This window comes from Curtobacterium sp. 458 (genome assembly GCF_030406605.1).
Classification (GTDB): Bacteria; Actinomycetota; Actinomycetes; order Actinomycetales; family Microbacteriaceae; genus Curtobacterium.
On record NZ_CP129104.1, the window covers coordinates 3236666 to 3260347 of the forward strand.

19 protein-coding genes are annotated in these 23682 nt (G+C 71.4%); 8 read left to right on the forward strand and 11 right to left on the reverse strand.

The features are described 5' to 3' along the window. Nucleotides 1-94: 94 nt before the first annotated feature. Nucleotides 95-742, reverse strand: a complete 648-nt coding sequence (locus tag QPJ90_RS15670; protein WP_290132070.1) for a TetR/AcrR family transcriptional regulator — start codon at nucleotides 740-742, stop codon at nucleotides 95-97. 199 nt (nucleotides 743-941) lie between these two features. Here QPJ90_RS15670 and QPJ90_RS15675 point away from each other — a divergent pair, with 199 nt between their 5' ends. Together QPJ90_RS15675 and QPJ90_RS15680 are read left to right on the forward strand one after the other, a co-directional pair. Further along, on the forward strand, nucleotides 942-1991 hold the full coding sequence (locus QPJ90_RS15675; RefSeq protein ID WP_290132071.1) for a phosphatase domain-containing protein: 1050 nt from the start codon (nucleotides 942-944) through the stop codon (nucleotides 1989-1991). A gap of 92 nt (nucleotides 1992-2083) precedes the next feature. Further along, complete coding sequence (locus QPJ90_RS15680; RefSeq protein WP_290132072.1) at nucleotides 2084-3979, forward strand: glycoside hydrolase family 15 protein; 1896 nt, start codon at nucleotides 2084-2086, stop codon at nucleotides 3977-3979. Between the two features lie 93 nt (nucleotides 3980-4072). On the opposite strand, the gene QPJ90_RS15685 is transcribed toward QPJ90_RS15680, so the two are convergent. From QPJ90_RS15685 to QPJ90_RS15710, 6 genes are all read right to left on the reverse strand, one after another. Continuing rightward, nucleotides 4073-5446 carry a glucose-6-phosphate dehydrogenase gene (locus tag QPJ90_RS15685; protein ID WP_290132073.1) on the reverse strand — a complete coding sequence of 458 codons (1374 nt, stop codon included), beginning with the start codon at nucleotides 5444-5446 and terminating at the stop codon, nucleotides 4073-4075. Between the two features lie 216 nt (nucleotides 5447-5662). Then, the gene (locus QPJ90_RS15690) at nucleotides 5663-6082 is read right to left on the reverse strand and encodes a cytochrome c oxidase subunit 4 (protein ID WP_290132074.1); all 420 of its coding nucleotides are present in this window, start codon (nucleotides 6080-6082) and stop codon (nucleotides 5663-5665) included. Nucleotides 6083-6086: 4 nt separating this feature from the next. Further along, a complete protein-coding gene (ctaD, locus tag QPJ90_RS15695; protein WP_290132075.1) occupies nucleotides 6087-7826 on the reverse strand; it encodes a cytochrome c oxidase subunit I in 1740 nt (579 codons plus the stop codon). 12 nt (nucleotides 7827-7838) lie between these two features. After that, a complete protein-coding gene (gene coxB, locus QPJ90_RS15700) occupies nucleotides 7839-8738 on the reverse strand; it encodes a cytochrome c oxidase subunit II (protein ID WP_290132076.1) in 900 nt (299 codons plus the stop codon). A 234-nt stretch (nucleotides 8739-8972) separates the two neighbouring features. Continuing rightward, entirely contained in the window at nucleotides 8973-9353 is a 381-nt protein-coding gene (locus tag QPJ90_RS15705; RefSeq protein ID WP_290132077.1) for an iron-sulfur cluster assembly accessory protein, read from the reverse strand. 241 nt (nucleotides 9354-9594) lie between these two features. Next, nucleotides 9595-11043, reverse strand: coding sequence for a dipeptidase (locus QPJ90_RS15710; RefSeq protein WP_290132078.1), 1449 nt, complete (start codon nucleotides 11041-11043; stop codon nucleotides 9595-9597). A gap of 52 nt (nucleotides 11044-11095) precedes the next feature. On the opposite strand from QPJ90_RS15710, the gene QPJ90_RS15715 reads away from it, so the two are divergent. After that, nucleotides 11096-11671: a DUF3043 domain-containing protein gene (locus QPJ90_RS15715; RefSeq protein WP_290132079.1), complete on the forward strand. Its 576-nt coding sequence runs from the start codon at nucleotides 11096-11098 to the stop codon at nucleotides 11669-11671. Nucleotides 11672-12245: 574 nt separating this feature from the next. Here QPJ90_RS15715 and QPJ90_RS15720 read toward each other — a convergent pair. Genes QPJ90_RS15720 through hisD form a run of 3 tightly spaced genes read right to left on the reverse strand, consistent with a single transcriptional unit; the run spans nucleotide 12246 to nucleotide 15118 of the window. After that, nucleotides 12246-13322 carry a quinone-dependent dihydroorotate dehydrogenase gene (locus QPJ90_RS15720; protein WP_290132080.1) on the reverse strand — a complete coding sequence of 359 codons (1077 nt, stop codon included), beginning with the start codon at nucleotides 13320-13322 and terminating at the stop codon, nucleotides 12246-12248. After that, nucleotides 13319-13798 carry a transcriptional regulator NrdR gene (nrdR, locus tag QPJ90_RS15725; RefSeq protein WP_290132081.1) on the reverse strand — a complete coding sequence of 160 codons (480 nt, stop codon included), beginning with the start codon at nucleotides 13796-13798 and terminating at the stop codon, nucleotides 13319-13321. Before nrdR ends, QPJ90_RS15720 begins: the two co-directional genes overlap by 4 nt. A 12-nt stretch (nucleotides 13799-13810) precedes the next feature. Continuing rightward, nucleotides 13811-15118, reverse strand: coding sequence for a histidinol dehydrogenase (gene hisD / locus QPJ90_RS15730; RefSeq protein ID WP_290132082.1), 1308 nt, complete (start codon nucleotides 15116-15118; stop codon nucleotides 13811-13813). 72 nt (nucleotides 15119-15190) lie between these two features. Here hisD and QPJ90_RS15735 point away from each other — a divergent pair, with 72 nt between their 5' ends. The 5 genes from QPJ90_RS15735 to QPJ90_RS15755 all read left to right on the forward strand — a co-directional run bounded on the left by QPJ90_RS15735 (nucleotide 15191) and on the right by QPJ90_RS15755 (nucleotide 22014). Further along, complete coding sequence (locus QPJ90_RS15735; protein ID WP_290132083.1) at nucleotides 15191-16651, forward strand: hypothetical protein; 1461 nt, start codon at nucleotides 15191-15193, stop codon at nucleotides 16649-16651. Further along, on the forward strand, nucleotides 16648-18102 hold the full coding sequence (locus tag QPJ90_RS15740) for a glycosyltransferase family 2 protein (RefSeq protein WP_290132084.1): 1455 nt from the start codon (nucleotides 16648-16650) through the stop codon (nucleotides 18100-18102). Before QPJ90_RS15735 ends, QPJ90_RS15740 begins: the two co-directional genes overlap by 4 nt. Next, a complete protein-coding gene (locus tag QPJ90_RS15745) occupies nucleotides 18102-20693 on the forward strand; it encodes a glycosyltransferase family 2 protein (protein ID WP_290132085.1) in 2592 nt (863 codons plus the stop codon). Before QPJ90_RS15740 ends, QPJ90_RS15745 begins: the two co-directional genes overlap by 1 nt. A gap of 92 nt (nucleotides 20694-20785) precedes the next feature. Continuing rightward, nucleotides 20786-20941, forward strand: coding sequence for a hypothetical protein (locus QPJ90_RS15750; RefSeq protein WP_176491703.1), 156 nt, complete (start codon nucleotides 20786-20788; stop codon nucleotides 20939-20941). A gap of 20 nt (nucleotides 20942-20961) precedes the next feature. Further along, nucleotides 20962-22014 carry a glycosyltransferase gene (locus QPJ90_RS15755; protein ID WP_290132086.1) on the forward strand — a complete coding sequence of 351 codons (1053 nt, stop codon included), beginning with the start codon at nucleotides 20962-20964 and terminating at the stop codon, nucleotides 22012-22014. A gap of 6 nt (nucleotides 22015-22020) precedes the next feature. Here QPJ90_RS15755 and QPJ90_RS15760 read toward each other — a convergent pair whose 3' ends face one another. Continuing rightward, nucleotides 22021-23667 carry a glycosyltransferase family 2 protein gene (locus tag QPJ90_RS15760; RefSeq protein ID WP_290132087.1) on the reverse strand — a complete coding sequence of 549 codons (1647 nt, stop codon included), beginning with the start codon at nucleotides 23665-23667 and terminating at the stop codon, nucleotides 22021-22023. Nucleotides 23668-23682 lie beyond the last annotated feature (15 nt).

Below are 23682 nucleotides of genomic sequence, written 5' to 3' on the forward strand. Positions count from 1 at the left end.
GCCTCAGGGACAGCGAGCACGACCGGGACGCCGACGCGACGACGCCCGCGACTCCTCTTCGGAGCGCGGGCGTCGGCGGATGGGCGGCTGCGACTCAGGCGTCGCGGAGGACCGTCTCGAGGTAGCTGTGCGTCATCGTGCGGTAGGCCTCGACCAGCGCCCGGTCGGGCTGGTCGCGGTCGGCGTGCGCCCGCGCGAGCACGGCGTGCCCCGACTCGGCGAGGACGGTCCACGCCCGGTCCACCGCCTCGCCCGCGGGCAGGTCGAAGCGCTCGCGCATGACCTGGCTGACGGCGCCCCCGAGCGCGGCCATCCGGTCCTCGTCGTCCCCCGTGCCGGCGTCGGCGGTGTCGCCGAAGCCGATCGCACGGAACCCGGGCTCGGTGCGGTACATCTCGGCCGTCATGTCGATGAGCGCGTCGCAGCCGGCCTTCCAGTCGGTCGCGCCGCTGGACTCGAGCGCGTCGACGAAGCGCGCGGCCAGACGCTGGGTGCAGCGGATGGCCAGGGCCTCGACCACGGCGATGCGGTCCGGGAAGTAGCGGTAGACGGTGCCGATCGACGCCCCGGCGCGCTCGGCGACCATGGCCGTGGTCAGGCGCTCGAACCCGATCTCGTCGATGACCGCGGCGGCGGCGTCGAGGAGACCGGCGAGGCGCGCCGAACTGCGGGCTTGGACCGGCTCGTTCCTGAGCAGTGATGATCCCCCCGGCAGTGCGTTCGAAACCTCGGTGACGAGCACGTGTACTCCTTCTCGCGTCCTCGACGCGCTCCCCACGCGGTGGCCCGCGCGGTGCGTTGTGTTTCACCGTCCACACGACAGGTGCACGGTGGTGTCCGGCCCATGGTCGCAGACTTCGTCTGGAACTCGGCTGCGACTCTCCCGGTCGAGGATGAGCAACCTCGGGTCCGGCGACGCCCCGGCGTGGAATGATGGGGCGATGCCCGACCCGACTCCCCACGAGCCGTCGCTGGCCGAGCCGATCCTGCACCGAGCGGCACGCATCGAGGACGCCGTGCAGGAGTTCCGCGAGCAGCGCGCCCGTCGCCGCGGACTCGTCCCCACCGTGATCCCCTACACCGGGTACGGTGCCCCGGGCTGGGTCCGCGTCCTCGCGCGCGTGCTGCTCACCCGCCGCGGCCTGGCCTCGGACGCCTCGTACATCGGGGTCCGCGGGTGGCGCAGCTTCACGAGCGTGGCGGTCGACTCGGCCGAGGTCACGATCACGGCCGGCGGTCGCAGCCACGTCGTCCAGTCGGACCGCGGCGGTGTGGTCGACGCCATCGTCCCGATCGACCTCGAGCCCGGGTGGCGCACGATCGAGCTCTCCGCCGGGGGCACGCGCGCCGTCCAGGCCGACGTCTTCGTGGTGCACCCGGACACCCGCTTCGGGCTGCTCTCGGACATCGACGACACCGTGATGGTGACGAGCCTCCCCCGCCCGATGCTCGCGGCGTGGAACTCGTTCGTCCTCACCGAGCACGCACGACGTCCGGTCCCGGGCATGTCCGTCCTCTACGAACGCGTGCTCGCGCAGCACCCCGGTGCCCCGACGGTCTACCTGTCCACGGGCGCGTGGAACGTCGCGCCGACCCTGCAGCGGTTCCTCACCCGGAACATGTACCCGACCGGCACCCTGCTGCTGACGGACTGGGGTCCGACGCACGACCGCTTCTTCCGCAGCGGTCAGCTCCACAAGCAGGAGAACCTCCGGCGTCTGGCCCGTGACTTCCCGGACGTGCAGTGGTTGCTCGTCGGCGACGACGGCCAGCACGACGAGTCGCTGTACGGCGAGTTCTCGCGGGAGCACCCGGACAACGTCGCCGCGGTGGCGATCCGGCAGCTTTCCACGAGCGAGGCGGTCCTCGCCGGTGGCCGCTCGAAGGCGCAGGAGCGGTCGCGTGACTCGGCGGCACCGTGGGTGTTCGCGCCGGACGGCGCCGGACTCTGGACGGAGTTGCAGCGCGTCGGGGTCGTCGAGGCGGACTGACACGCCCCCGGAGACGCTCGCGGCGGCCCGACCTCATGCACGACGTCGGCGCACCCGGCTGAGCACCTCTTCAGCGCAGCGTCCGCCGGGCGGTGGCGTGGTTCGATCGGGGCATGCACTCTGCGCGCATCGAGGACCACGCCCTGATCGGCGACACCTACACCGCGGCGCTCGTCACGCGGGACGGCACGGTCGACTGGGCCTGCCTCCCCCGCTTCGACAGCCCGTCCACCTTCGCGGCGCTGCTCGGGTCCGCCGAGCACGGCGGCTGGTCACTGCGTCCCACCGACCAGGACGCCACCGTCCACCGTCGCTACGTCGGTGACTCCCTGGTCCTCTCCACGGTCTGGACGACGAGCACCGGCGTCGTCGAGGTCACGGACTTCATGCCGATGGGCGCACACCGGGCCTCGATCGTGCGTCGCGTCCGCGGACTCCGAGGGGAGGTCGAGGTCGAGCAGGTCCTGACGATCCGGTTCGACTACGCACGGGCCCTGCCGTGGGTGCGGCAGATCGGCGGCGAGGAAGACCCCGCGCTCCTCGCCACGGCCGGCCCCGGTTCGGTCGTCGTGCGCGGTCCGCGCTTCCGCTCGCACGACCGCCACCACCGGGTGACCACGACCGTGCGGGACGGCGAGGTCCTCGACACCGTCCTGACCTGGTACCCGTCCCACCGCGAGCCGCCGGAGCCCCTCGACGTGACCGCGGCACTGCACCGGACCACGCGCTGGTGGGAGGACTGGATGACGCCGGTCCGCACCCACGGCCGGTACGTCGACGCGACACGACGGTCGCTGCTCCTCCTCCGTGCCATGACCCACGGTGAGACCGGCGGCGTCGTGGCGGCCGCGACCACGAGCCTCCCGGAGGACCCCGGCGGCGAACGCAACTGGGACTACCGGTACGTGTGGCTGCGCGACGCCTCGCTCGCCCTCGCCTCGCTGATCGCGCACGGGTACCGCGACGAGGCCGCGCACTGGCGCGGCTGGCTGCTCCGCGCGATCGCCGGCGACCCGGCCGACGTGCAGATCATGTACGGCGTCGCGGGCGAGCGGGACCTGCCCGAGCGCACCCTCGACGAGCTGCCCGGGTACGCGCACTCGACGCCGGTCCGGATCGGCAACGGGGCGTACACGCAGTACCAGGGCGACGTGTTCGGTGAGGTCCTCGCGGCCCTCCACGACGCCCGCGAGCTCGGCGTCGAGGAGAACGCCGACTCCTGGGCGCTCCAGCGGGCCCTGCTCGGGTACGTCGAGGAGCACTGGCAGGAGCCGGACAACGGCATCTGGGAGATGCGGGGACCCCGGCGCCACTTCACGCACTCCCGCGCGATGATCTGGGCGGCGTTCGACCGCGGCGTCGCAGCCGTCGAGGAGTTCGGCCTCGAGGGCCCGGTCGACCGCTGGCGCACGCTCCGCGAACAGGTGCGCGCCGAGATCGAGGAGCACGGCTGGAACCCGGAGCGGAACAGCTACCGGCAGCACTACGACACCGACGAGGTCGACGCGAGCCTGCTCGTGCTCCCGCAGATCGGCTACGTGAAGGCCGACGACCCACGCATGACGGGCACGGTCGCCGCGATCGAGCACGACCTCCGCACCGGCGACGACGGACTGGTCCTCCGCTACCGCACAGAGGCCGGGTTCGACGGCCTGTCCGGCAGCGAGCACCCGTTCCTCGCCTGCTCGTTCTGGCTCGTCGAGCAGTACGCCGCCTCCGGCCGGATCGAGGACGCCGAACGCCTCATGGACGTGCTCGTCGGCTTCGCGAACGACGTCGGCATGCTTTCCGAGGAGATCGACGTCGCGACGGGGCACCACATCGGCAACACCCCGCAGGCGCTGTCGCACCTGACGCTCGTCTCGGCGGCCGATGCGATCGCGCGCGCCCGCGGCGCGTCGGCGGGGCACCGGACGCGCCTCGCCGTCCACGACGGCGGCACGCGCTCCTGGACCGGTGAGGGCGAGCGCGCCGGCACCGCGTCCTGAGACCGCACGCAACGGACGGGAGGCACGGTGCCAGCTGGCACCGTGCCTCCCGTCCGTCTCCTGCGCCCGTTCAGGGCACGACAGGTGCGTCCGTCAGGACGAGCTCACCCAGTCCGCCGGGCCGCGCGAACCGGCGCGGTACTCCTCGAGCGGGACGTCGTTCGCCTTCCAGGCGTCGACGACCGGCTCGACGATCTCCCAGCAGCGCTCCGCCACGTCACCGCGGATGGAGAGCAGCGGGTCGTCGTGGAAGATGCCGTTGAGGACCTCGCCGTAGGGCGTGAGCTCGCCGTCGTCGAACGTTGAGGACAGCGTGACCTGGCCCATCTCGAACGGGTTGCCGCCGCCGTTCGCCGACACGCTCAGCTCGATCTCGTCCGGGTTCAGGACGATGCGCAGCGTGTCCTGCTTCGGCCGACCGGTCAGACCGGAGGGCAGGCGCGTGACGGGCTTGAAGGTGATGAGCACTTCCTTGCGGCTGGCGCCGAGCGCCTTGCCGGAACGGAGCGTGAACGGCACACCGGCCCAGCGAGCGGTGTCGACTTCGACCTCGATCTCGGCCAGCGTCTCGGTGCCACGCGTCTTGTCGACGCCGTCCTCGTCCTGGTAGGACGGCAGTTCCTTGCCGTCGATCGTGCCCTCGGTGTAGACGGCACGGCGGGACGCGACCTTGGGGTCGTCGCCCTTGAGCCGCGTCGACCGCAGTACACGGGCGAGCGAGGAACGGAACTCGACGGCGTCGATGGCGGCCGGGGCGTCCATCGTGACGAGTCCGAGGATCTGCAGCAGGTGCGACTGGATCATGTCGACGAGGGCGCCGGCCTCGTCGTAGTACTGCGCGCGGTTCTCGAGGCCGAGGGTCTCGTCGTAGAAGACGTCGACCTTCTCGATGTTGTCCGCGTTCCAGATCGGCTCGAAGAGGCGGTTCGCGAACCGCAGGCCGATGATGTTGAGCACCGTGGTGCGACCGAGGAAGTGGTCGGTGCGGTGCACGCGCTCCTCGGGGACGAGCTCGAGGACGGTCTTGTTGAGCGCCTCGGCACTGGCGACGTCGGTGCCGAACGGCTTCTCGAACGCGAGCGTCGTGCCCTCGGGGAGCTCGACCTCCTGCAGCGCCTCGCAGATGTCCGAGGCGATCTGCGGCGGGAGCGCGAAGTAGAGGATCGGCTCGGCGTCGGCGGCCGCGAGGAGCGCCTCGAGGTGCTTCGGGTCGGTCGGGTCGCCCTGGATGAACTGCGTCGACTCGAGGGTCGCGTCGACCTCCGGGCCCTTCACGTCCTGCGACGCGAACGACTTCGTGACGACGTCCTTCCACTGCTCCTCGCTCCGGGCGCTGCGGCCCGTACCGATCAGCTGGACGGGGACCGCTCGACCGCTCTGCAGGAACGTGCCGAGGCCCGGCAGCAGCAGGCGGGAGGCGAGGTCGCCCGTCGCGCCGAAGATGATGAGGGTGCGCTTGTCGGTCACCTGAGGTGACTCCTTTCGCTGTGGTGGGGGTGGTCCGCTTCGAGTCAAGCCGCTTGCGGGCCGGGTTGTTCCCGGTTCGGGGCCGGGGAGTCGTTCTGGTGTGTCGCCCGGGTGGGGCGCTGCCGCTCGGTCGAGCGACCGTCGGCCGTGGTCCGGACGCACTTCGGGCGGCACCGGATGTGGTGCCGCCCGAAGTCCGTCAGGGGTTGGGGAACGTCAGTGTCCGAAGTTCCCGCGGTAGTACTCGTAGACCCAGCCCACGAGCGTCACGGCGACGAACGCCATGCCGATCGGGACGAGCCAGAGGCCGGCCGCGACGCCGAGGAAGCAGATGCCCACGGCGAAGGCCAGGAGGATCGGCCACCACGACCACGGGCTGAAGTGCCCGAGCTCGGCGTCACCGTCCTCGATGTTCGCGTCGGCGCGGTCCTCGGGGAGGACACCGCCCTGCGAGGACATGACCTTGCCGAGGTAGAACGCGATGAACGCGGACATGATCCCGGTGAGGCCGATCGACACCGTGCCGACCCACTCGATGACACCGTTGTAGTAGATGATCGACCAGATCGTGTACGCGGCATCCGCGAGGATGAAGAAGACGAACAGGATCCAGAACAGGTTCTTGTTGGCGCGCATGGCGTTACTTCACCTCGCCCTTCGCGGCGTCGTAGGTCGGGGCGTCGGGGGCGTCCTTCGCCGGGCCCACACCGATCGGCACACCGGCCTCGGGGTGGTTCAGGTCGAACGCCGGGGACTCGGAACGGATCCGCGGGATCGACGTGAAGTTGTGGCGCGGCGGCGGGCAGCTGGTCGCCCACTCGAGCGAGCGGCCGTAGCCCCACGGGTCGTTCACGGCGACCTTCGGCGCGTTCCGCGCGGTGACGTAGATGTTGTAGATGAAGGGCAGGAACGAGATCGCCAAGATCATCGAGCCGATCGTCGACAGCTGGTTCATCCAGGTGAAGCCGTCGTTCGGCAGGTAGGTCGCGTAGCGACGCGGCATGCCGATGACGCCCAGCCAGTGCTGGATGAGGAACGTCGTGTGGAAGCCGATGAAGAGCAGCCAGAAGTGGATCTTGCCGAGGCGCTCGTTGAGCATCTTGCCGGTCCACTTCGGCCACCAGAAGTAGAACCCGGCGAACATCGCGAACACGACGGTGCCGAACACCACGTAGTGGAAGTGTGCGACGACGAAGTACGAGTCGGACACGTGGAAGTCGAGCGGCGGCGACGCCAGGATCACACCGGTGAGACCACCGAAGGTGAAGGTGATGAGGAAGCCGACGGACCAGAGCAGCGGCGTCTCGAAGGTCACCGAGCCGCGCCACATCGTGCCGACCCAGTTGAAGATCTTCACGCCGGTCGGGACCGCGATGAGCATCGTCATGAGCGAGAACCACGGGAGCAGGACGCCACCGGTGACGTACATGTGGTGCGCCCACACCGTGACCGACAGGGCCGCGATGGAGATGGTCGCGTAGACGAGGGTCTTGTAGCCGAAGATCGGCTTGCGGCTGAACACCGGGAAGATCTCGGACACGATGCCGAAGAACGGCAGTGCGATGATGTAGACCTCCGGGTGGCCGAAGAACCAGAACAGGTGCTGCCAGAGGAGCGCCCCGCCGTTCGCCGGGTTGAAGATCTGGGCGTTGAACACGCGGTCGAGGCCGAGGCCGAACAGCGCCGCCGCGAGGACCGGGAAGGCCATCAGGACGAGGAGCGCCGTCACGAGGGTGTTCCACGTGAAGATCGACATGCGGAACATCGTCATGCCCGGGGCACGCATCGTGATGATCGTCGTGATGAAGTTCACGGCGCCGAGGATGGTCGAGAAGCCGGTCATCCCGAGACCGAAGACCCACAGCGTCCCACCGAGTCCTGGTGTGAACGTCGTGTCACTCAGTGGCGCGTATGCGAACCAACCGAACGAGGCCGCACCCTGCGGGGTGAGGAAGCCGCCGACCGCGATGAGCGCGCCGAAGACGTAGAGCCAGAAGGCGAAGCCGTTGAGTCGCGGGAAGGCGACGTCCGGCGCACCGATCTGCAGCGGCATGATCGCGTTCGCGAAGCCCGAGAAGAGCGGCGTCGCGAAGAGCAGCAGCATGATCGTGCCGTGCATCGTGAAGAGCTGGTTGTACTGCTCCTTCGTCGCGACCACGTGCAGGCCGGGCTCGAAGAGCTGGGCGCGGATGACGAGCGCCATCACACCCGCGAGCAGGAAGAAGATGAACGACGCGATCAGGTACATGTACCCGATGGTCTTGTGGTCGGTGGAGGTGATCCACCGGACGATGATGTTGCCCTTGCGGCCCACCTTCGACGCCTGGAAGTCCAGGGTCGTGGTGCCTGCCGCCGGCTGGCCGACGAGCGACGTGGTCATCTGACGGAGCCCCTAATCGTTCTCGGACGCCGTCACGGGCGCCTTGTTGTTCGGTTCGTTCGTGTTGGTGTTGTACTCGTCGCCGAGGAGCCCCGTCTTGCCCTGCTCCGCGAGGGAGTCGAGGTACTTCTGGTACTCGGTCGGCGTGACGACCTTCACCTGGAAGAGCATGAGGGAGTGGTACTCACCGCAGAGCTCCGCGCACTTGCCCTGGTACGTGCCGAGCTTCTCGGGGATGAAGTACTCGTCGTTCTGCTTGCCGGGGATCATGTCCTTCTTGTAGAGGAAGTCGATCACCCAGAAGGAGTGGTTGACGTCGCGCGAGGACAGCTCGATGTGCACCTTCTTGCCCTGGGGCAGGTACAGCGTCGGGAGCTGCGACTCGTCGATCGCGCCGTTGGCGTTCTCTTCTTCCTGGGCCTGGATGCCCTGGTAGTAGACGCTCTTGGACTTGTCGTCCTCGTTGATGTAGTTGAAGTCCCACGCCCAGCGCTTGCCGTAGACGTGGATCGTCGCGTCGGCCTTGGCGAAGGGCTGCTCGATCGCGGCCTGGTCCTTCGCGGTGAAGGCGAAGAAGCCGAGCACGAGGATGAGCGGGACGATCGTGTAGAAGATCTCGAGCGGCATGTTGTACCGCATCTGCACCGGCAGGCCGGTCTGGCCCTTGCGGCGGCGGTAGACGATGGCGGCCCAGATGATGAGGCCCCAGACGATCAGACCGACCGCGAGGAGGACGACCCAGCTGGTGGTCCACAGACCGACGATGCGGCTGGTGTGGTTCGTGACGTCGCGCGTCTCTTCCGTGCCGGGGAGCCATCCGTTGAGCTGCTGCTGCGTGCAGCCAGCCAGTGCGACGACCAGACCGACGGCCACCGGGATGGCCGCCCAACGTATACGGCGATTCGAACGCACTATGACCTCTCGCAAAGACGTGAACCCGGAGCGGCCGCGACACGAAGGTCGCTCATGGCCCGCTCCCAGCTTGGTTGGAACACTCCTAGCTTACTCGCAGCCGGGGACAGCTCGTGCCAACCCGGGTCCCGCGTGGCCCCGATCCGCAGCCGTCGACGCCGCTCTGACCGGGACGAACGCGAGCGGGGAGCGACCTGTCCGGTCACTCCCCGCTCGCGTGTCGGCTGGTGGGCGTCAGTGGAAGCTGTCGCCGCACGCGCAGCTGCCCTGCGCGTTGGGGTTGTCGATCGTGAAGCCCTGCTTCTGGATGGTGTCCTCGAAGTCGATCGTGGCGCCGTCGAGGTACGGGACGCTCATCTTGTCGACGACGACCTCGACCCCGGGCTCGAACTCGGCGGTGGTGTCACCGTCGAGCATGCGCTCGTCGAAGTAGAGCTGGTAGATGAGTCCCGAGCAGCCACCGGGCTGCACGGCGAGGCGCAGGCGGAGGTCGTCACGGCCCTCCTGCTCGAGGAGGCTCGCCACCTTCGCCGCGGCCGCGTCGCTCAGCTGCACGCCGTGCGTCGACATCTCGGTCGCCGCGGCGGTCTGCGCTTCGGTGATGGTGTCGCTCATCGCGCGTCTCCCTCCGGGCGGTGCGGATCACCGCGCCTCGTGACGATTGTAAGCACGCGCCACCGACGCGCGCAGCAGGCGGGTGCGCGCTGTGGAGGGACGCGGCCCTGTGGAGAGCACGGACGGACAGGAGGCTCCCCACCCGGCACGGCCGACGTGCCGCTGGCGCGTCACGCCGGCACCGGCGGGCGTGGGGCCGGTGGCGGCGCCGCCACGGGCCTCCCGTCCGTCCTGCAGCGCGTCAGCGCGTCGCGAGCCGCGCCAGCAGGATCGTCTCGGACGCGATCGCGCGGTGCAGGACGCCGAGGTGCTGCGACTCGTTCGGGCTGTGCGCGCGGGTGTCCGGGTCCTCGACGCCGGTGACGAGGATCTGCGCGTCCGGGAACTCCGCGGCGAGGTCGGAGACGAACGGGATCGACCCACCGATCCCCTGCTCGACGGCGTCGGCGCCCCATCCCTCGCGCATCGCCGTCCGCGCGTCCTGCACGGCCCAGCCGGCGGTGTCGACGAGGAAGCCGTCACCGGCGTCGGGCTCGCTGATCTCGAGGCGGGCGCCGAACGGCACGTGTGCCCGGAGGTGGCGCTCGACGGCCTCGTACGCGTCGGCCGCGGACTGCCCGGGGGCGATCCGGACCGAGACGCGCGCCGAGACCGTGGGCAGGAGGGTGTTCGACGCGTTCGCGACGCTCGGGACGTCCATGCCCGTCACCGTGATCGACGGCTGGAACCACATCCGGCTGAGCACCGGACCGGTGCCGACCGGACGGACGCCCGGCAGCAGGGCGGCGTCCGCCGCGAGCTCCTCGTCGGTGCGCTCGGGGACCGGGCCGTCGTACGAGGTGAGCCCCTCGACCGCGACCGACCCGTCGTCGTCGTGCAGTGAGGCGAGCAGCCGCACCATCGGGATCATCGCGTCGGGGGCCGCTCCCCCGAACATGCCGCTGTGGCTCGCGTGCTCGAGCGTCGTGAGGGTGGCCTTGAACGTGACGTTGCCGCGGAGGGACACCGTGATCGACGGGACCTCGGCCGACCAGTTGTCACTGTCCGCCACCACGATGACGTCGGCGGCGAGGTGCTCCTTCTGCTCACGGAGGAACGTGCGGAACGACCGGGAGCCGAACTCCTCCTCGCCCTCGACGAACAGGACCACACCGAGGTCGAGGTCGTCGCCGAACTGGGCGTGCAGCGCGCGGAGCGAGGCGATGTGCGTCATCACGCCGGCCTTGTCGTCCGAGGCGCCGCGGCCGTAGAGGCGGTCGCCGCGGAGGGTCGGCTCGAACGGCGGCGTCTCCCAGAGCGCGTCGTCGCCCTGCGGCTGCACGTCGTGGTGCGCGTAGAGCATCACCGTCGGCTTCCCGTTCCGTGCCGGGCGGACCGCGAGCACGGCGGGCTGGCCGAGCTGCTCGTCCGCGTGCTCCTCGGCGACGTCCGACGTGGAGCCCTCGAACGCGGAGCGGACGATCCGGACGTCGTCCGCGGCGAAGACCCCGGTCGACCGGGCCAGGTCCGCGACGGCCTCGGCGCTCGCCCGCACGTTCGCCGGGTCGAACGCCGACCACGACACCGAGGGCAGGCGGACGAGGGCGGACAGGTCGGCGATGGTCGCCGGCAGCGCCCCCTGCACGTGTTCGCGCAGGGCGTCGAGGAGTGCGGGGTCGGTGGCTGCTGCGTGCTGGTCGGTGTCGGTCATGTCCCGTAATCTAGAGGACGATCCAGCACGCAACCGCAGTCAGGAACGCACCGTGGCGAAGGCAGCCCCCAAGACCAACACGACCGTCAACCCCACCGAGGACGAGCTCCTCGAGCAGGGCAAGGGCCGGCCGACGCCGAGCCGTCGTGAGCGTGAGGCCGCGAACCGTCGTCCGCTCGTCGGCAACTCCCCCGCCGACAAGAAGGCCGCGCGTGCACGCCTCAACACCGAGCGCGAGAAGGCCCGCGTCGGCATGGCGAACGGTGAGGAGCGGTACCTCCCGGCGAAGGACCGCGGCGAGCAGCGTCGGTTCGTGCGCGACTGGATCGACGCCCGCTGGAACGTGGGCGAGGTCATGATGCCCGTGCTCGTGATCTTCCTCATCCTCGGGTTCGCCGCCGCGCAGACCGTGCTCGCCTCGTACGCGCTGCTGCTCGTGTGGGCGTTCGTGGCGCTGTTCGTGCTCGACTGCGTCGTCCTCTGGCTGTCCCTCCGCAAGAAGCTCACGAACAAGTTCGGTTCGATGCAGCGCGGGACGTTCCTCTACATCCTCACGCGGGCGTGGCAGCTGCGGTTCCTCCGCCTGCCGAAGCCGCAGGTGCGCCGCGGGCAGTACCCCGCCGTCTGACCGGGCTCGTCCCCCGCGGAGCGCCGCTCGACCTCGGTCGGGCGGCGCTCCTGCGTGTCGGGCGAGGGCGCGGGCGGCGCGGCGCGGCGCGGGCGGCCCGTCGTGTGCGGGCCCGGACGCACCCGGCGGGTGACGCGGGTTGGTCGCACGACATGCCGCTCATGTTCGGCTGGGCCGACCGATCGTGCGACCAACTCGACCCGCGCACGGCACGTCGTGCGACCAGACGGCGGGGACAACACGAGACAACGCGTCACGTCACGACACGACACGTCACGACACGACACGACCCGACACCGGACGGGAGGCGCGGGGCGGACCGGCACCGTGCCTCCCGACCGGTGGTCGGTCGGCGCGGTTCCTCGGCTCGCCGTCCACGAGACCGCCAGCGAGCACGACGTCTTTCGCCGACGCGGCCGCATGGCCGCCCTCCGGAGGGTCGCGACTCCCCGTCACCGAGACGGCCGACGGTCACGAACCGTCGCTTGACCACGCCGAGAGCGACACTCCGCGACCACTCGCCGGAACCGAGCGGGGTGTCATGACCTCGGCGGGCCGGCCCCACCCAGCGGCGTCAGCGCGCGGCGCGCCGCAGCCGACGACGACGCAGGTGGTTGATCCGCGCCGCCCAGGTCGGCCCCTCGTAGAGGAACGCCGTGTAGCCCTGCACGAGCGTCGCCCCCGCGTCGATCCGGTCCTGCACGTCCCGCTCGCTCGTGACCCCGCCGACCGCGATCACGCAGAAGTCCTCGGGCACGGCCGCACGGACGCGGCGCAGGACCTCGAGCGAGCGCGCGGCGAGGGGCGCTCCGGAGAGTCCCCCGGCGCCCATGGCTTCGACGTCGGCCGCGGGGGTCTTCAGCCCCGAGCGGTCGATCGTGGTGTTGTTGGCGATCACCCCGGCGAGCCCGAGCTCCACCGCGAGCGCGGCGATGGCGTCGATCTGCTCGTCCGTGAGGTCCGGCGCGATCTTCACGAGCACGGGCGTCCGGCCGGCGGCGTCCCGCACGGCGGTCAGGAGCGGCCGCAGCTGGTCGAGCTCCTGGAGGCCACGGAGCCCCGGGGTGTTCGGCGAGCTGACGTTGACGGCGAGGTAGTCGGCGAACGGCGCCAGGAGCCGGGTGGACTCGAGGTAGTCGTCGATGGCGTCCGCGACGTCGACCACGCGGCTCTTGCCGATGTTGACGCCGATGACCGGGCGACCGGGGTTGCGCCGGGCCCGTTCGAGCCGGCGCGACGCCGCGGGAGCGCCGTGGTTGTTGAACCCCATGCGGTTGACGAGCGCGCGGTCCGGGATGAGGCGGAAGAGCCGGGGCTTCTCGTTGCCCGGCTGCGGCTTCGCCGTGATCGTGCCGACCTCGACGTGCCCGAATCCGAGCACCCCGAGCCCTCGGATGCCCTTGGCGTCCTTGTCGAACCCGGCGGCGAGGCCGAACCGCGACGGGAAGTGGATCCCCATCGTCGTGATGCCGTCCGCCGCCGACGGGCGGGAGGACCGCTCGACGAGCCTGCCGATGAACGGCACGTGCGGGATCACCCGGATCACGGCGAACGCGAGGTGGTGGGCCCGTTCCGGGTCCATGTTCGCGAACACCGAGCGGAAGACGACCTCGTACCCGCCGCGGATGGCCCGCTCGACGCCGACGCTCACGCGTCAGCACCCTCGGCGCGGGAGGCTGCGTGGTGGTCGAGGCGGAGCTGCCCGATGGCGTCCTCGAAGTCCTCGAGGGAGTCGAAGGCCTGGTACACGCTCGCGAAGCGGAGGTAGGCGACCTCGTCGAGCTCTCGGAGCGGGACGAGGATCGCGAGCCCGATGTCGTTCGCGTCGATCTGGCTCGACCCGGACGAGCGCACGGTCTCCTCCACCCGCTGCGCCAGGACCGCGAGGTCACCGTCGGTCACGGGGCGGCCCTGGCACGCCTTCCGCACGCCGGAGACGATCTTGTCGCGGCTGAACGGCTCGGTCACGCCGTTGCGCTTCACCACGTTGAGCGACGCGGTCTCGGTGGTCGAGAAGCGGCGCCCGCAGTTCGGGCACTGGCGACGGCGACGGATGGAGGTGCCGTCGTCGCTCGTGCGGGAGTCGACGACGCGGGAGTCCGGGTGGCGGCAGAAGGGGCAGAACATGTCGGACCCAGGCTACCGGCTCGTGCGCTCCGTCACGGCGGCACCGTGCGCCGGCAGCTGCTCCTCCGTCGCGAGCGCCACGATGTGCGGCGCGACCTCGGCGAGGGCCTCCGGCGAGTACCGGATGACCTGCTGCGGCCGGAGGAACGTCGACGCGGAGAGCCCCGACCCGAAGCGGGCCTGCCCACCGGTCGGCAGGACGTGGTTCGACCCGGCCAGGTAGTCGCCGAGGCTGACCGGCGTGCTCGGCCCGACGAACACCGCTCCGGCGGCGTCGATGTCGGCGAGGACCGCGTCGTCGTCGGCGGTCTGGATCTCGAGGTGCTCCGGCCCGTACGCGTTGCTCACGGTCGCGGCGTCCGCGAGCGAGTCCACGAGCACGACTGCCGACTGCGGTCCGTCCAGGGCGACCTGGAGGCGCGCGGCGGTCCCGACGCGCGCCGTGCGTTCCGGGATCGCCGCTTCGACCGCGTCGGCGAACGTCGCCGAGGTGGTCACGAGGACGGCGCCCGCCTGCTCGTCGTGCTCGGCCTGGCTGACGAGGTCGGCCGCGACGTAGCCGGCGTCGGCCGTGTCGTCGGCGATCACGAGGATCTCGGTCGCCCCGGCCTCGGAGTCGATGCCGACGCTGCCGCGGACGATCCGCTTCGCCGCCGCGACGTAGTTGTTCCCGGGCCCGGTCACGAGGTCGACCGGCTCGAGGTCGATCTCCGGCACGCCGTACGCCAGCGCGCCGATCGCCCCGGCCCCGCCCATGGCGTAGACCTCGTCGACGCCGAGGAGTCCGGCCGCCGCGAGGATCGTCGGGTGCACGTGTCCGCCGTGGTCTCGCTGCGGCGGGGACACGAGCGCGATCGACCCGACGCCGGCGACCTGCGCCGGCACGACGTTCATGACGACGCTCGACGGGTACACGGCCTTTCCGCCGGGGACGTAGAGCCCGACACGGCGCATCGGCTGCCAGCGCTGGTGGACCTCGGCGCCGTCGGCGAGGGTCGTCACCGAGCCGGCGGGCACCTGTGCGGCGCTCGCGGCACGGACGCGGCGGATCGCTTCGTCGAGCGCTTCCCGCAGGGCCGGGGTCAGCCCGGCCACTGCGGCGTGGATCTCCGCCGCGGGGACCCGGACGTGCGACGGCGCTCCCCCGTCGAACCGTTCCGCCTGCTCGTGCAACGCCGAGGCCCCGTGCTCCCGCACCGCGTCCACGAGCTCGCGTGCGGCATCGACGGCGTGCGAGACGTCGCCGGCGGCGCGGGGCATGAGTCGGAGGAGTTCGGCACGGGCGGGCAGGCCGCCGCGGAGGTCGATTCGCTGCATCATCAGGTCGCCAAGCCTACCGAGCACCCCCGACCGGCCCCTGCGGCCTGTGGACGGCCGCTAACGTGAGGGTCGATGAACTTCGAGAAGGCGCGACGCCTCGTCACCGACCTCGTGCGCGTGAACGAACGGTACGCACGCGACGGCCACTACCGGAACGACGTCCGCGAGCGGCTGGGACGCACGGTCTCCCGCGTGGACGTCCGCGTGGCGCGACGCGAGCGCGACCGTGCGCCGCTCGCCGCCCGACCGTTCGAGGGGCTCGTCGAGACCAGCCTCGCGATCGCCGGCATCCGCACGGTCGACCGGGAGCCCGAGGTCGTCCTCGTCGTCGACGAGCTGCGCGAGGGCGCGGCGTTCGCCGGCGTGCAGACCGCCCTCGCGGTCGCCATCGCACTCGGCGAGCGCACCGGCCGCCGGGTCCGTGTCGTGATGGTCCGCTGGACCACGCCGGGCAACAGCGCCGCCGCGGCCGAGGCCCTCGTCGCCGAGCGGTTCCCGGAGACCCGCGTCGACGGACGTCCCGGCGTCCGGGTCGTGCGTCGCGAGGACGTCCTCGACGAGACGTTCGGCCGCGACGACGTGTGGATCGCCACGCACTGGAAGACTGCCCACCCGCTCGACGTCGCCGTGACCGCCGGGGTCGTGCCGCGCGACCGTGTCGTCTACCTCGTGCAGGACTACGAGCCCGGCTTCAGCCCGTGGTCGACCGAGTACGCCGTCGCTGCCTCGACCTACCGCGCCGGCTTCCGGATGCTCGTGAACTCCGAGCCGCTCCGGCAGTACCTCGCCGAGGTCGAGGACGTCGACGTCCCCCGCGACCGGTCGTTCGCCCCGCACCTCGACCTCGAGCTGCTCGAACGGGTCGCGGCGGCCCGGCGCCACGAGGACACCGTCCGGGTCCTCTTCTACGGGCGTCCGAGCAAGCACCGCAACCTGTTCCGGCTCGGCGTCGCGGCCCTGCGCGTCGCGGTGCAGGAGCTCGCGGGTGACGGGCTCCGGGTGGAGTTCCACTCCGCGGGCGAGCAGCACGGCGACGTGGAGCTCGACGGGGGCGCCGGCGACGTGAAGCTCGTGTCGCACGGGACGATGCCGTGGGACGACTACTTCCGCTTCATCGCGTCGACGAACGTGGTGCTGTCGCTGCAGCACAGCCCGCACCCGAGCCACCCGCCGTTCGACGGGGCGATCTCGGGCGCGCGCGTCGTCACGAACGAGTTCCGCGACACCCGGGGTCACCTGCACCCGAACCTGACGGCGGTGCCGGCGGACGCACGGTCCCTGGGTCTCGCCGTGGCAGACGCGGTCCGGCGGGCAGCGGCCGAGGGCCCGACCCCGTTCGCTCCCGTCGCCGACGGTGCGCTCGGCGGCCCGCTCGACGCCGCCGTCGACGCTCTCGCCACGGCACTGCAGCAGGGCGAGGCAGCCGCCGGAGCGCACAGCGCAGCCGGAGCGCACACCACAGCCCAAGCGCACGACGCAGCCGCCACGACCAGCGAGAGCACCACCGACCCCGCCGAGGAGCAGCCCCGATGACCCGCACCACCCTCGTCGTCGTGCCGGTGTACGGCGACCTCGAATCGCTCCTCCGCTGCGTGGACGGCCTCGTCGAGCACCTCGACACCGACCGCCACCGCGTCCTGCTCGTGAACGACTGCGGCCCCGACGCCGACACCATCGAGCGTGCACTCCTCGACCGCACCGCCGGCCTCCGGGGGTTCCGGTACGAGCGCAACGACCACAACCTCGGCTTCGTCGGCACGTGCAACCGCGCCGTGACGGAGCTCGACACGGGCAGCGGGCACGACGCGGACGAAGCCGTCCTCCTCCTCAACAGCGACGCCGTCCCGACGGCCGGGTTCCTCGACGCCATGCTCGCCGTCCTCGACGAGGACCGCACCGGCGTCGTCACCGCCCGCAGCGACAACGCCACGATCGCGAGCATCCCCTACCGCCTGACGAACCGCGGCGCGGCCCGCACCGAGGAACGCACCCGCGCGGTCTGGTCCGCGATCGCGCCGCTCCTGCCCGCGTCGCAGGTCCTCCCCGTCGCGATGGGGTTCTGCTTCCTGACCCGCCGCGAGCTCGTCAGCGAGCACGGCCTCTTCGACGAGGCGTTCGCCCCCGGCTACGGCGAGGAGAACGACTACTGCCTCCGCATCGCCGCGCACGGCTGGCTCGCCAAGATCGCCAACCACGCCCTCGTCCTGCACGCCGGCGGCAAGAGCTTCTCGGGCAACCGGAACGCGCTCCGCGCCGCCCACCAGCGCGAGCTCGAGCGGCGCTGGCCGTTCCTCCCGGACGCGGTGGCCGCCTACCAGCGGCACGGCACGACGGCGACGGAGCGCTTCGCCGACGTGCTCGTCCCGGCCGGTCCGGCAGCGCGGCTGGCGGTCGACCTGCGGCACGTCGCCGACGCGGACGCGCTGGTCCGGCGGATCGACGCGGCCTTCGGGGACGGTTTCGCCCTGGAGGCTCGGCTCCCCTCCGGCACGTCGGCCCCCGACTCGTGGACGGTCACCTCCGACGAGCCAGACCCGGACGACCTCGTCACGGTCCAGCTGCTCGTCGACCCTTCCCCGGCCGACCTCGTGACGGCGAACCGCCGCGCAGCCCACTGGGTCCTCGTCGACACCGGCGCCGCCGACGTCCCCTGGTCGTCGGCGCAGTACCGCGCCGGATCGGCTCGGGTCGCCGACCTCGTCCAGCCGTTCGCGGAGGTCGTGACCCCCGACGAGCTCGACAGCGCGCGGGAGGGCGTGGAGAACAGCATGCTCGCTCCGCTCGACGGCACCTCGGCCGCGCTCGAACGGCGCTGGGCCGCGTTCCTGCCGCTCGACCTCGCCGCGGCGCAGGCGAGCGCGGTGTCGTCGTCCGACGAGGTCACGCGGCTCCGCCGGGAGCTCGACGACCTCCGCGCGAGCCGCTCGTTCCGCACCGGCCAGGCCATCGCCAAGGTCGCGTCCCGCCTCCCGGGGCGCCGCTGATGCCCGGCGGCAGGAACGGCCAGGACGGCCTCGGCCGGATCGCACGCGGCCTCGCCCGACGCCTCCGCGGTCCGGAGCGTCCCCTCACCGTGACGGACCGGCTCGACCGCTGGGCCGCCCGCATCGTCGAGTTCGGCATCGTCGACCGCGCGTACCTCGAGGCGCAGACCGGCCGGACCTTCCCGACCGACGCCGAGGCGGTGTCGTTCTACGTCCACAACGACGGTCGGCGCGGGCTCTCGCTCAGCCCGCTCGTCGAACCGGAGTGGATGCGCGAGCACCAGCCCGACGCCCGGATGTCCTGGTACGACGCGCTCCACCAGGAGGGGCCCGGGCTCTTCCAGACCGGTCCGCTCTTCGACGCCGGGGTGTGGGCGGCGTCGCGGCCGGAGGGTCGCCGACCTGCGAGCACGCTCGATGCCCTCCGCGACTTCCTGCGCGAGGCGACCGACGAGACCGCGCTCCCCGTGCCTCCCGGCCGACGCGGCGCTGCACCGACGTGGGCCGCTGCGCGCGACGACGCCCTCGCCAACGCACGCGCGTACGCGGCCGCACAGCACCGCACGCGCCGCCGCTACCGGCAGCAGTGGGACGGGCCGAGCACCGACGAGGCGCTCGCGGCGCTCCGTCGCGGGGCCGCTCGCCGTGACGCGGAACGCCCCCTGGTGTCCGTCGTCATGCCGGTGTTCCGGCGACCCGACGTCGTGACGGCCGCGATCCGCTCCGTGCAGGCGCAGACGTACCCGCACTGGGAGCTGCTCGTCGTCGACGACGGCTCCGGCGACGACACGCTCGACATCGTGCGCGCCGCAGCCGAGGGCGACGACCGCGTCCACGTGCACGAGCGCCTGAACGGCGGCGCCGGCGCGGCCCGCAACACCGGGCTCGCCGCGGCACGGGGCGAGCTCGTCGCGTTCCTCGACGCGGACAACACCTGGCGACCCGAGCACCTCGCCGCCGCCGTCGCCGGGGTCCTCGAGACCGACGCGCCCGGTGCGCACACCGGCCTGCGGATGGTCGGCGCGAACAACGACGACGACGCGACCGCGCCCACCGAGACGTTCCGCGGCGAGGACGGCACCGTCGAGGACCTCCTCGCCGGCAACTTCATCGACCTCAACGCGCTCGTCGTCCGGCGTGACGTCGCCGACGCCGTCGGGCCCTTCGACGAGACGCTCCGCCGCTGGATCGACTGGGAGTGGCTGCTCCGCATCGCGCGGCACGCCGGGATGCCCGCGTACGTGCCGGTGATCGGCGTCGACTACGACAACGTCCGCGACGTCCGCCGGGTCTCGTCCGGGCAGCCGGCGTCGTGGCAGGAGGTCGCCCTCGCACGCCACCGCCTCGACTGGGATGCCCTCGCCGCCGCACCGCGGACCGAGGGCCGCGTGTCCGTCGTCGTCCCGACGTACCGCGACTGGACGATGACCCGTCGGGCCGTCGACGCCGTCCTCGGGGCCGCCGAGCACGACGGCGACGACGTCGAGGTGGTCGTCGTCGACAACGGCTCGCCCCGCTCGGTCACCGCCGTGCTCGACGCCTGGTTCCGGAACGAACCCCGCGTGGTGCTGCAGCGCGAGGACCGCAACCGCAACTTCGCGCTCGGCAGCGACCTCGGGCTCTCCCGCTCCACCGGCGACGTCGTGGTGATGCTCAACAACGACACCGAGGTCACCACCGGCTGGCTCCGACCGCTCGTCACCGCGCTCGACGACCCGACCGTGCTCGGCGTCCAGCCGCTACTGCTCTACCCGGACGGCATCGTGCAGGCCGCCGGCACCGTGTTCGGCGGCGACAAGGTCCTGCCCTGGCACTTCCTCGGCGAGCACCCGCGGTACGACGCGACAACGGCGCTGTCCGACCCTGCCGCCCGTCGCTTCTCGGCGATCACCGCGGCCGCCGCCGCCTTCCGCGCCTCGGATCTCCTCCGCTGGCACGGCTTCGACCCCGTGTACGCGAACGGCCTGGAGGACGTCGACCTCTGCCTCCGCGCCCTCGCAGACGCCCCCGCAGGCTCGGCGTTCCTCGTCGAGCCCACGTCCGTCGTCGTCCACCACGAGAGCCGCACCGAGGGCCGCGACGACGCCCGCATCGAGAACCGCCGGGTGTTCGACGAGCGGTGGCGCGGACGCTACCCGGCCTCCGACGCCGCACCGCGGTACGAGGCCGCGGGGCTCCGCTACGCCGGGGTCGCGCCGGGGATGCCGAAGGGGCACGCCGTCATGGTGCGGTCCTCGAGACCGGTCGTGGTGCGGCCCCTTGCGCTGGTGCCGTACGACGCCGGCGCCTCGCTGCGCGTCGCGGTGAAGCACGACGGGTCACGTCCGCAGGACGTCGCCGCCCTGGTGTCCGGCCTGGAGGCGCTGGGTCACCTCGTGCAGGTCGACGTCGCGTCCGCCTGGTACCGCGGTTCGAGCGGGCTCGACGACGTGACCGTGCTGGTCGCGACCGGCACGACTTCGTGGGTGCCGCAGCCCGGGGCGCGGAACGTCGCGTGGGGCGCTGTGGGAGCTGAGGATGACTACGCAGTCGTCCTGCCGTCCGATCGTCCGGCAGCGGCCATCCTGGAGTCGATCACAGCAATCGGCTAGCCAGCCGACAGTCCGCTGATCCAGTGGATTCGTTCACGGTTCTCCGAGGCTTCCGCAGCCGTCTGTTAACCATGGCGGAGGACGATCTCCTCATGTCGCTCCTCTCCGATGCCATCCGCTCGACGTTCACCGTCCGGTGTGTCGTCTGCGGCGCCGTCATCAGCAAGCGAGCTGCACTCGACCACGACGGACTGGCGTTCTGCTCGGTCCTGCACGAGGCCGAGTACATCGTCGCCACGCTCGACTGAGCGCCCCGTAGGATCGGGCGGTGCCCGATCGCTCCCTCGTGGTTTTCCCGGCCTACCGGGACAACCCCTACCTCAACCTGATGCTCCTCGCCCCCAGGGCCGCCGGGTGGAACGTCGTCGAGACACTGCGGCTCGAACAGCTCGAAGGGCACCTCGGGCACCTCGGCGCCGGTGACGTGTTCCACATGCACTGGACGTCACCGATCGTGCAGCGCGCCGACGACGACCACGAGGCCGCCCGCGCACGGCTCGACCGCTTCCGGGCCGCCGTCGATGCTGCCCGTTCGCGCGGTGCCCGACTCGTCTGGACCATCCACAACGTCCTCCCCCACGACGCCCGGCACCTCGACCTCGAACTCGAACTCGACCGGTACCTCGCCGCCACCGCCGACGTGGTGCACGTGATGAACTCCGACACCCCCGCAGCCGTCTCGGAGTACTACCAGCTCGACCCCTCGCGCGTCGTGCGCATCCCCCACCCGAGCTACCAGGGCGTCTACCCGGCCACCTCGTCGCGGGACGACGCACGGGACGCCCTCGGGCTCGCGCCCGACGACCGGGCCGTGCTCGCCTTCGGGCAGATGCGCCCGTACAAGGGCCTCGACCTGCTGATCGAAGCCGTGCGGACACTCGCGCCGGCCGAGCGTCCGGTGCTGCTGCTGGCTGGCCGGACCTCCGACGAGGACCGCGCGACCATCGACACGATGCTCGGCGACGACCTCCGCGCCGTCCGTGAGCACGACCACGTCGAGGACGTCGACGTCCAGCGGTGGTTCCGTGCCGCCGACCTCGCGGTGTTCCCCTACCGGCGCGTCCTCAATTCGGGTGCGCTGCACCTCGCCGCGTCGTTCGAGGTGCCGGCCGTTCTGCCGGACGAGCCGCACCTGCGCGCGGAGTTCGGCGGCGAGGGGTGGGTGCGGTGGTTCGACCCGGCCGACGCGGTGAGGGCGCTCGCGGGGGTGCTCGCCGAGCCCGTGGGTGCAGCGGAGGGTGCCGCTGGGTTCAGTCGGCGGCAGGCGCCGTTCGGGCGGTCGCGGGAGTACGCGGGGTTGCTCGACGCCGTGACCCGCTGAGACCGGTCACCGCAGCTTGCGCGCCACCTTGCCGAGGAACCCGCCGAGCCTCCCGCGCTGCTCTGGTCGGCGGTCGACCAGGAATCGCCAGCCGTCCTTCCGGTCCGCCAGTGGTTGCATCGGGAGCGACTCAGCCACCGGAGGCAGAGCCATCCGGGCCGTCACTACGGGGAACCGCCCTGCCACACCGTCGAACGATGCCGTCACGGAGTAGCGGCCCGCGCCGGTACCGGCCGCCAGGACGTCTGCGCGCCATCCGTCGGCCCCCGTGACGACGTCGATCGCCTCATCCTCGCCGGTTGCTCCCGTCAGGTGGAGGCGCGCCCTGCCGCCCTCCTGCAGGTCGGCAGGACCGCCCACGGTGAGCCCTTCGGCAGATGCCTCCGCCCGGTCGACGACCAACGGGACGATCCGCCGCAACGCCGAGACCTTGGAGACGAGCTCGGCGTTCTCGGAACGGAGCGCAGTGAGCAGGGCGTCGAAGAGCGCGTTCCCGGTCGGTTCGAGCGTGAGAACGACGAGCCCGGTCAGCAGTCGCCCGAGTGAGCTGGGGTCCACCTGGTCTGCGCCGTTGACGAGGGCCGGGACGAGACCATCGACGGCAAGCTTTTCGGCCACGGCGAGATCGGAGTGCTTCAGGCGGTGCACCGCAGCGCACCATGCGCCGATCCGGTCCTGCTCAGTGGCGCTCGCGGTCCCGAGGACGAACGACCGTGCAGTGTCCCATTCGTTGCGGGTCACGAGTTCCCAGAGCACGCGTCGAGACGGTGCCACCGTAGCGAGTGCATCGGGGGGAAGCGCCGACAGGAGCGTCTCGGTGGCGCGAGCCACTTCAGCTACCTCATCGTCCGCAGGATCGGTGGTGAGGAACCGGTGGAGGTGCGCCCAGCCGTCCGCGTCGAGGACGATCTCCGCGTGTTGTGCCCGCAGCGAGGGGACATCCCGGACCAGTGCAGCACACGCGAGTTCCTGTTCGAGGTACCGCACGGTCACCGCCGCATCCGCGTGGAGCGACAGCGACGATGCGTCACCGCGATCCCGGTAGAGGTACACGCACTCGCGAACGACATCGATACGTTGCGCGGTGACGAACGCCCGGGTCATCGGTTCGATGTCCTCGACGCTCGGAACCTCCGGGAAACGCAGGCCGGCGCGGTCCCAAAATGATCGCCGGAACATCCGGTTCCAGCACGGACGTCCGGACAGCAGCTGCGGGACGTCGCTCGGATCGATTGCCTGTAGGTGCTCGTCGAACGGGTGCCAACGGCGTGTCGGGCTCCACGTGTTCGTCGGAGAGAACTTGAGGTGGTCGCCGATCACCATGTCCGAGCCGCTCGCCTGGAGAGAGTCGAGCATGGCACGGTAGGCACCATCCGGAATGATGTCGTCGGAGTCGGCGAAGACGAGGTACTCGCCGCAGGCAGCCGCAATGCCGTGGTTCCTGCTCTCGGCGGCACTCGCCGAACTCGACGGGATCAGACGAAACCGAGGATCCCGATCGACGAAGCCCTGAACGATCTCGGCCGTGCCGTCGGACGAACCGTTGACCACGACCAGTACCTCGAGCTCGGCGACAGCTTGCTGGCTGATGCTCTGCAGCAGTTCCGCGATCCACGAAGCGCTGTTCCGCGCTGGAACGACTGCGGAGAGCATCGGCCGCGGCCTCGC

Excerpts from the sequence above, each read along its gene's own strand:
- QPJ90_RS15735 (WP_290132083.1), top strand. The coding sequence starts at position 15,191 with ATGAACTTCGAGAAGGCGCGACGCCTCGTCACCGACCTCGTGCGCGTG.
- QPJ90_RS15675 (WP_290132071.1), top strand. The coding sequence starts at position 942 with ATGCCCGACCCGACTCCCCACGAGCCGTCGCTGGCCGAGCCGATCCTG.
- nrdR (WP_290132081.1), bottom strand. The coding sequence starts at position 13,798 with ATGTTCTGCCCCTTCTGCCGCCACCCGGACTCCCGCGTCGTCGACTCC.
- QPJ90_RS15690 (WP_290132074.1), bottom strand. The coding sequence starts at position 6,082 with ATGCGCGCCAACAAGAACCTGTTCTGGATCCTGTTCGTCTTCTTCATC.
- QPJ90_RS15740 (WP_290132084.1), top strand. The coding sequence starts at position 16,648 with ATGACCCGCACCACCCTCGTCGTCGTGCCGGTGTACGGCGACCTCGAA.
- QPJ90_RS15705 (WP_290132077.1), bottom strand. The coding sequence starts at position 9,353 with ATGAGCGACACCATCACCGAAGCGCAGACCGCCGCGGCGACCGAGATG.
- QPJ90_RS15710 (WP_290132078.1), bottom strand. The coding sequence starts at position 11,043 with ATGACCGACACCGACCAGCACGCAGCAGCCACCGACCCCGCACTCCTC.
- QPJ90_RS15745 (WP_290132085.1), top strand. The coding sequence starts at position 18,102 with ATGCCCGGCGGCAGGAACGGCCAGGACGGCCTCGGCCGGATCGCACGC.
- QPJ90_RS15760 (WP_290132087.1), bottom strand. The coding sequence starts at position 23,667 with ATGCTCTCCGCAGTCGTTCCAGCGCGGAACAGCGCTTCGTGGATCGCG.
- QPJ90_RS15750 (WP_176491703.1), top strand. The coding sequence starts at position 20,786 with ATGTCGCTCCTCTCCGATGCCATCCGCTCGACGTTCACCGTCCGGTGT.
- ctaD (WP_290132075.1), bottom strand. The coding sequence starts at position 7,826 with ATGACCACGTCGCTCGTCGGCCAGCCGGCGGCAGGCACCACGACCCTG.
- hisD (WP_290132082.1), bottom strand. The coding sequence starts at position 15,118 with ATGATGCAGCGAATCGACCTCCGCGGCGGCCTGCCCGCCCGTGCCGAA.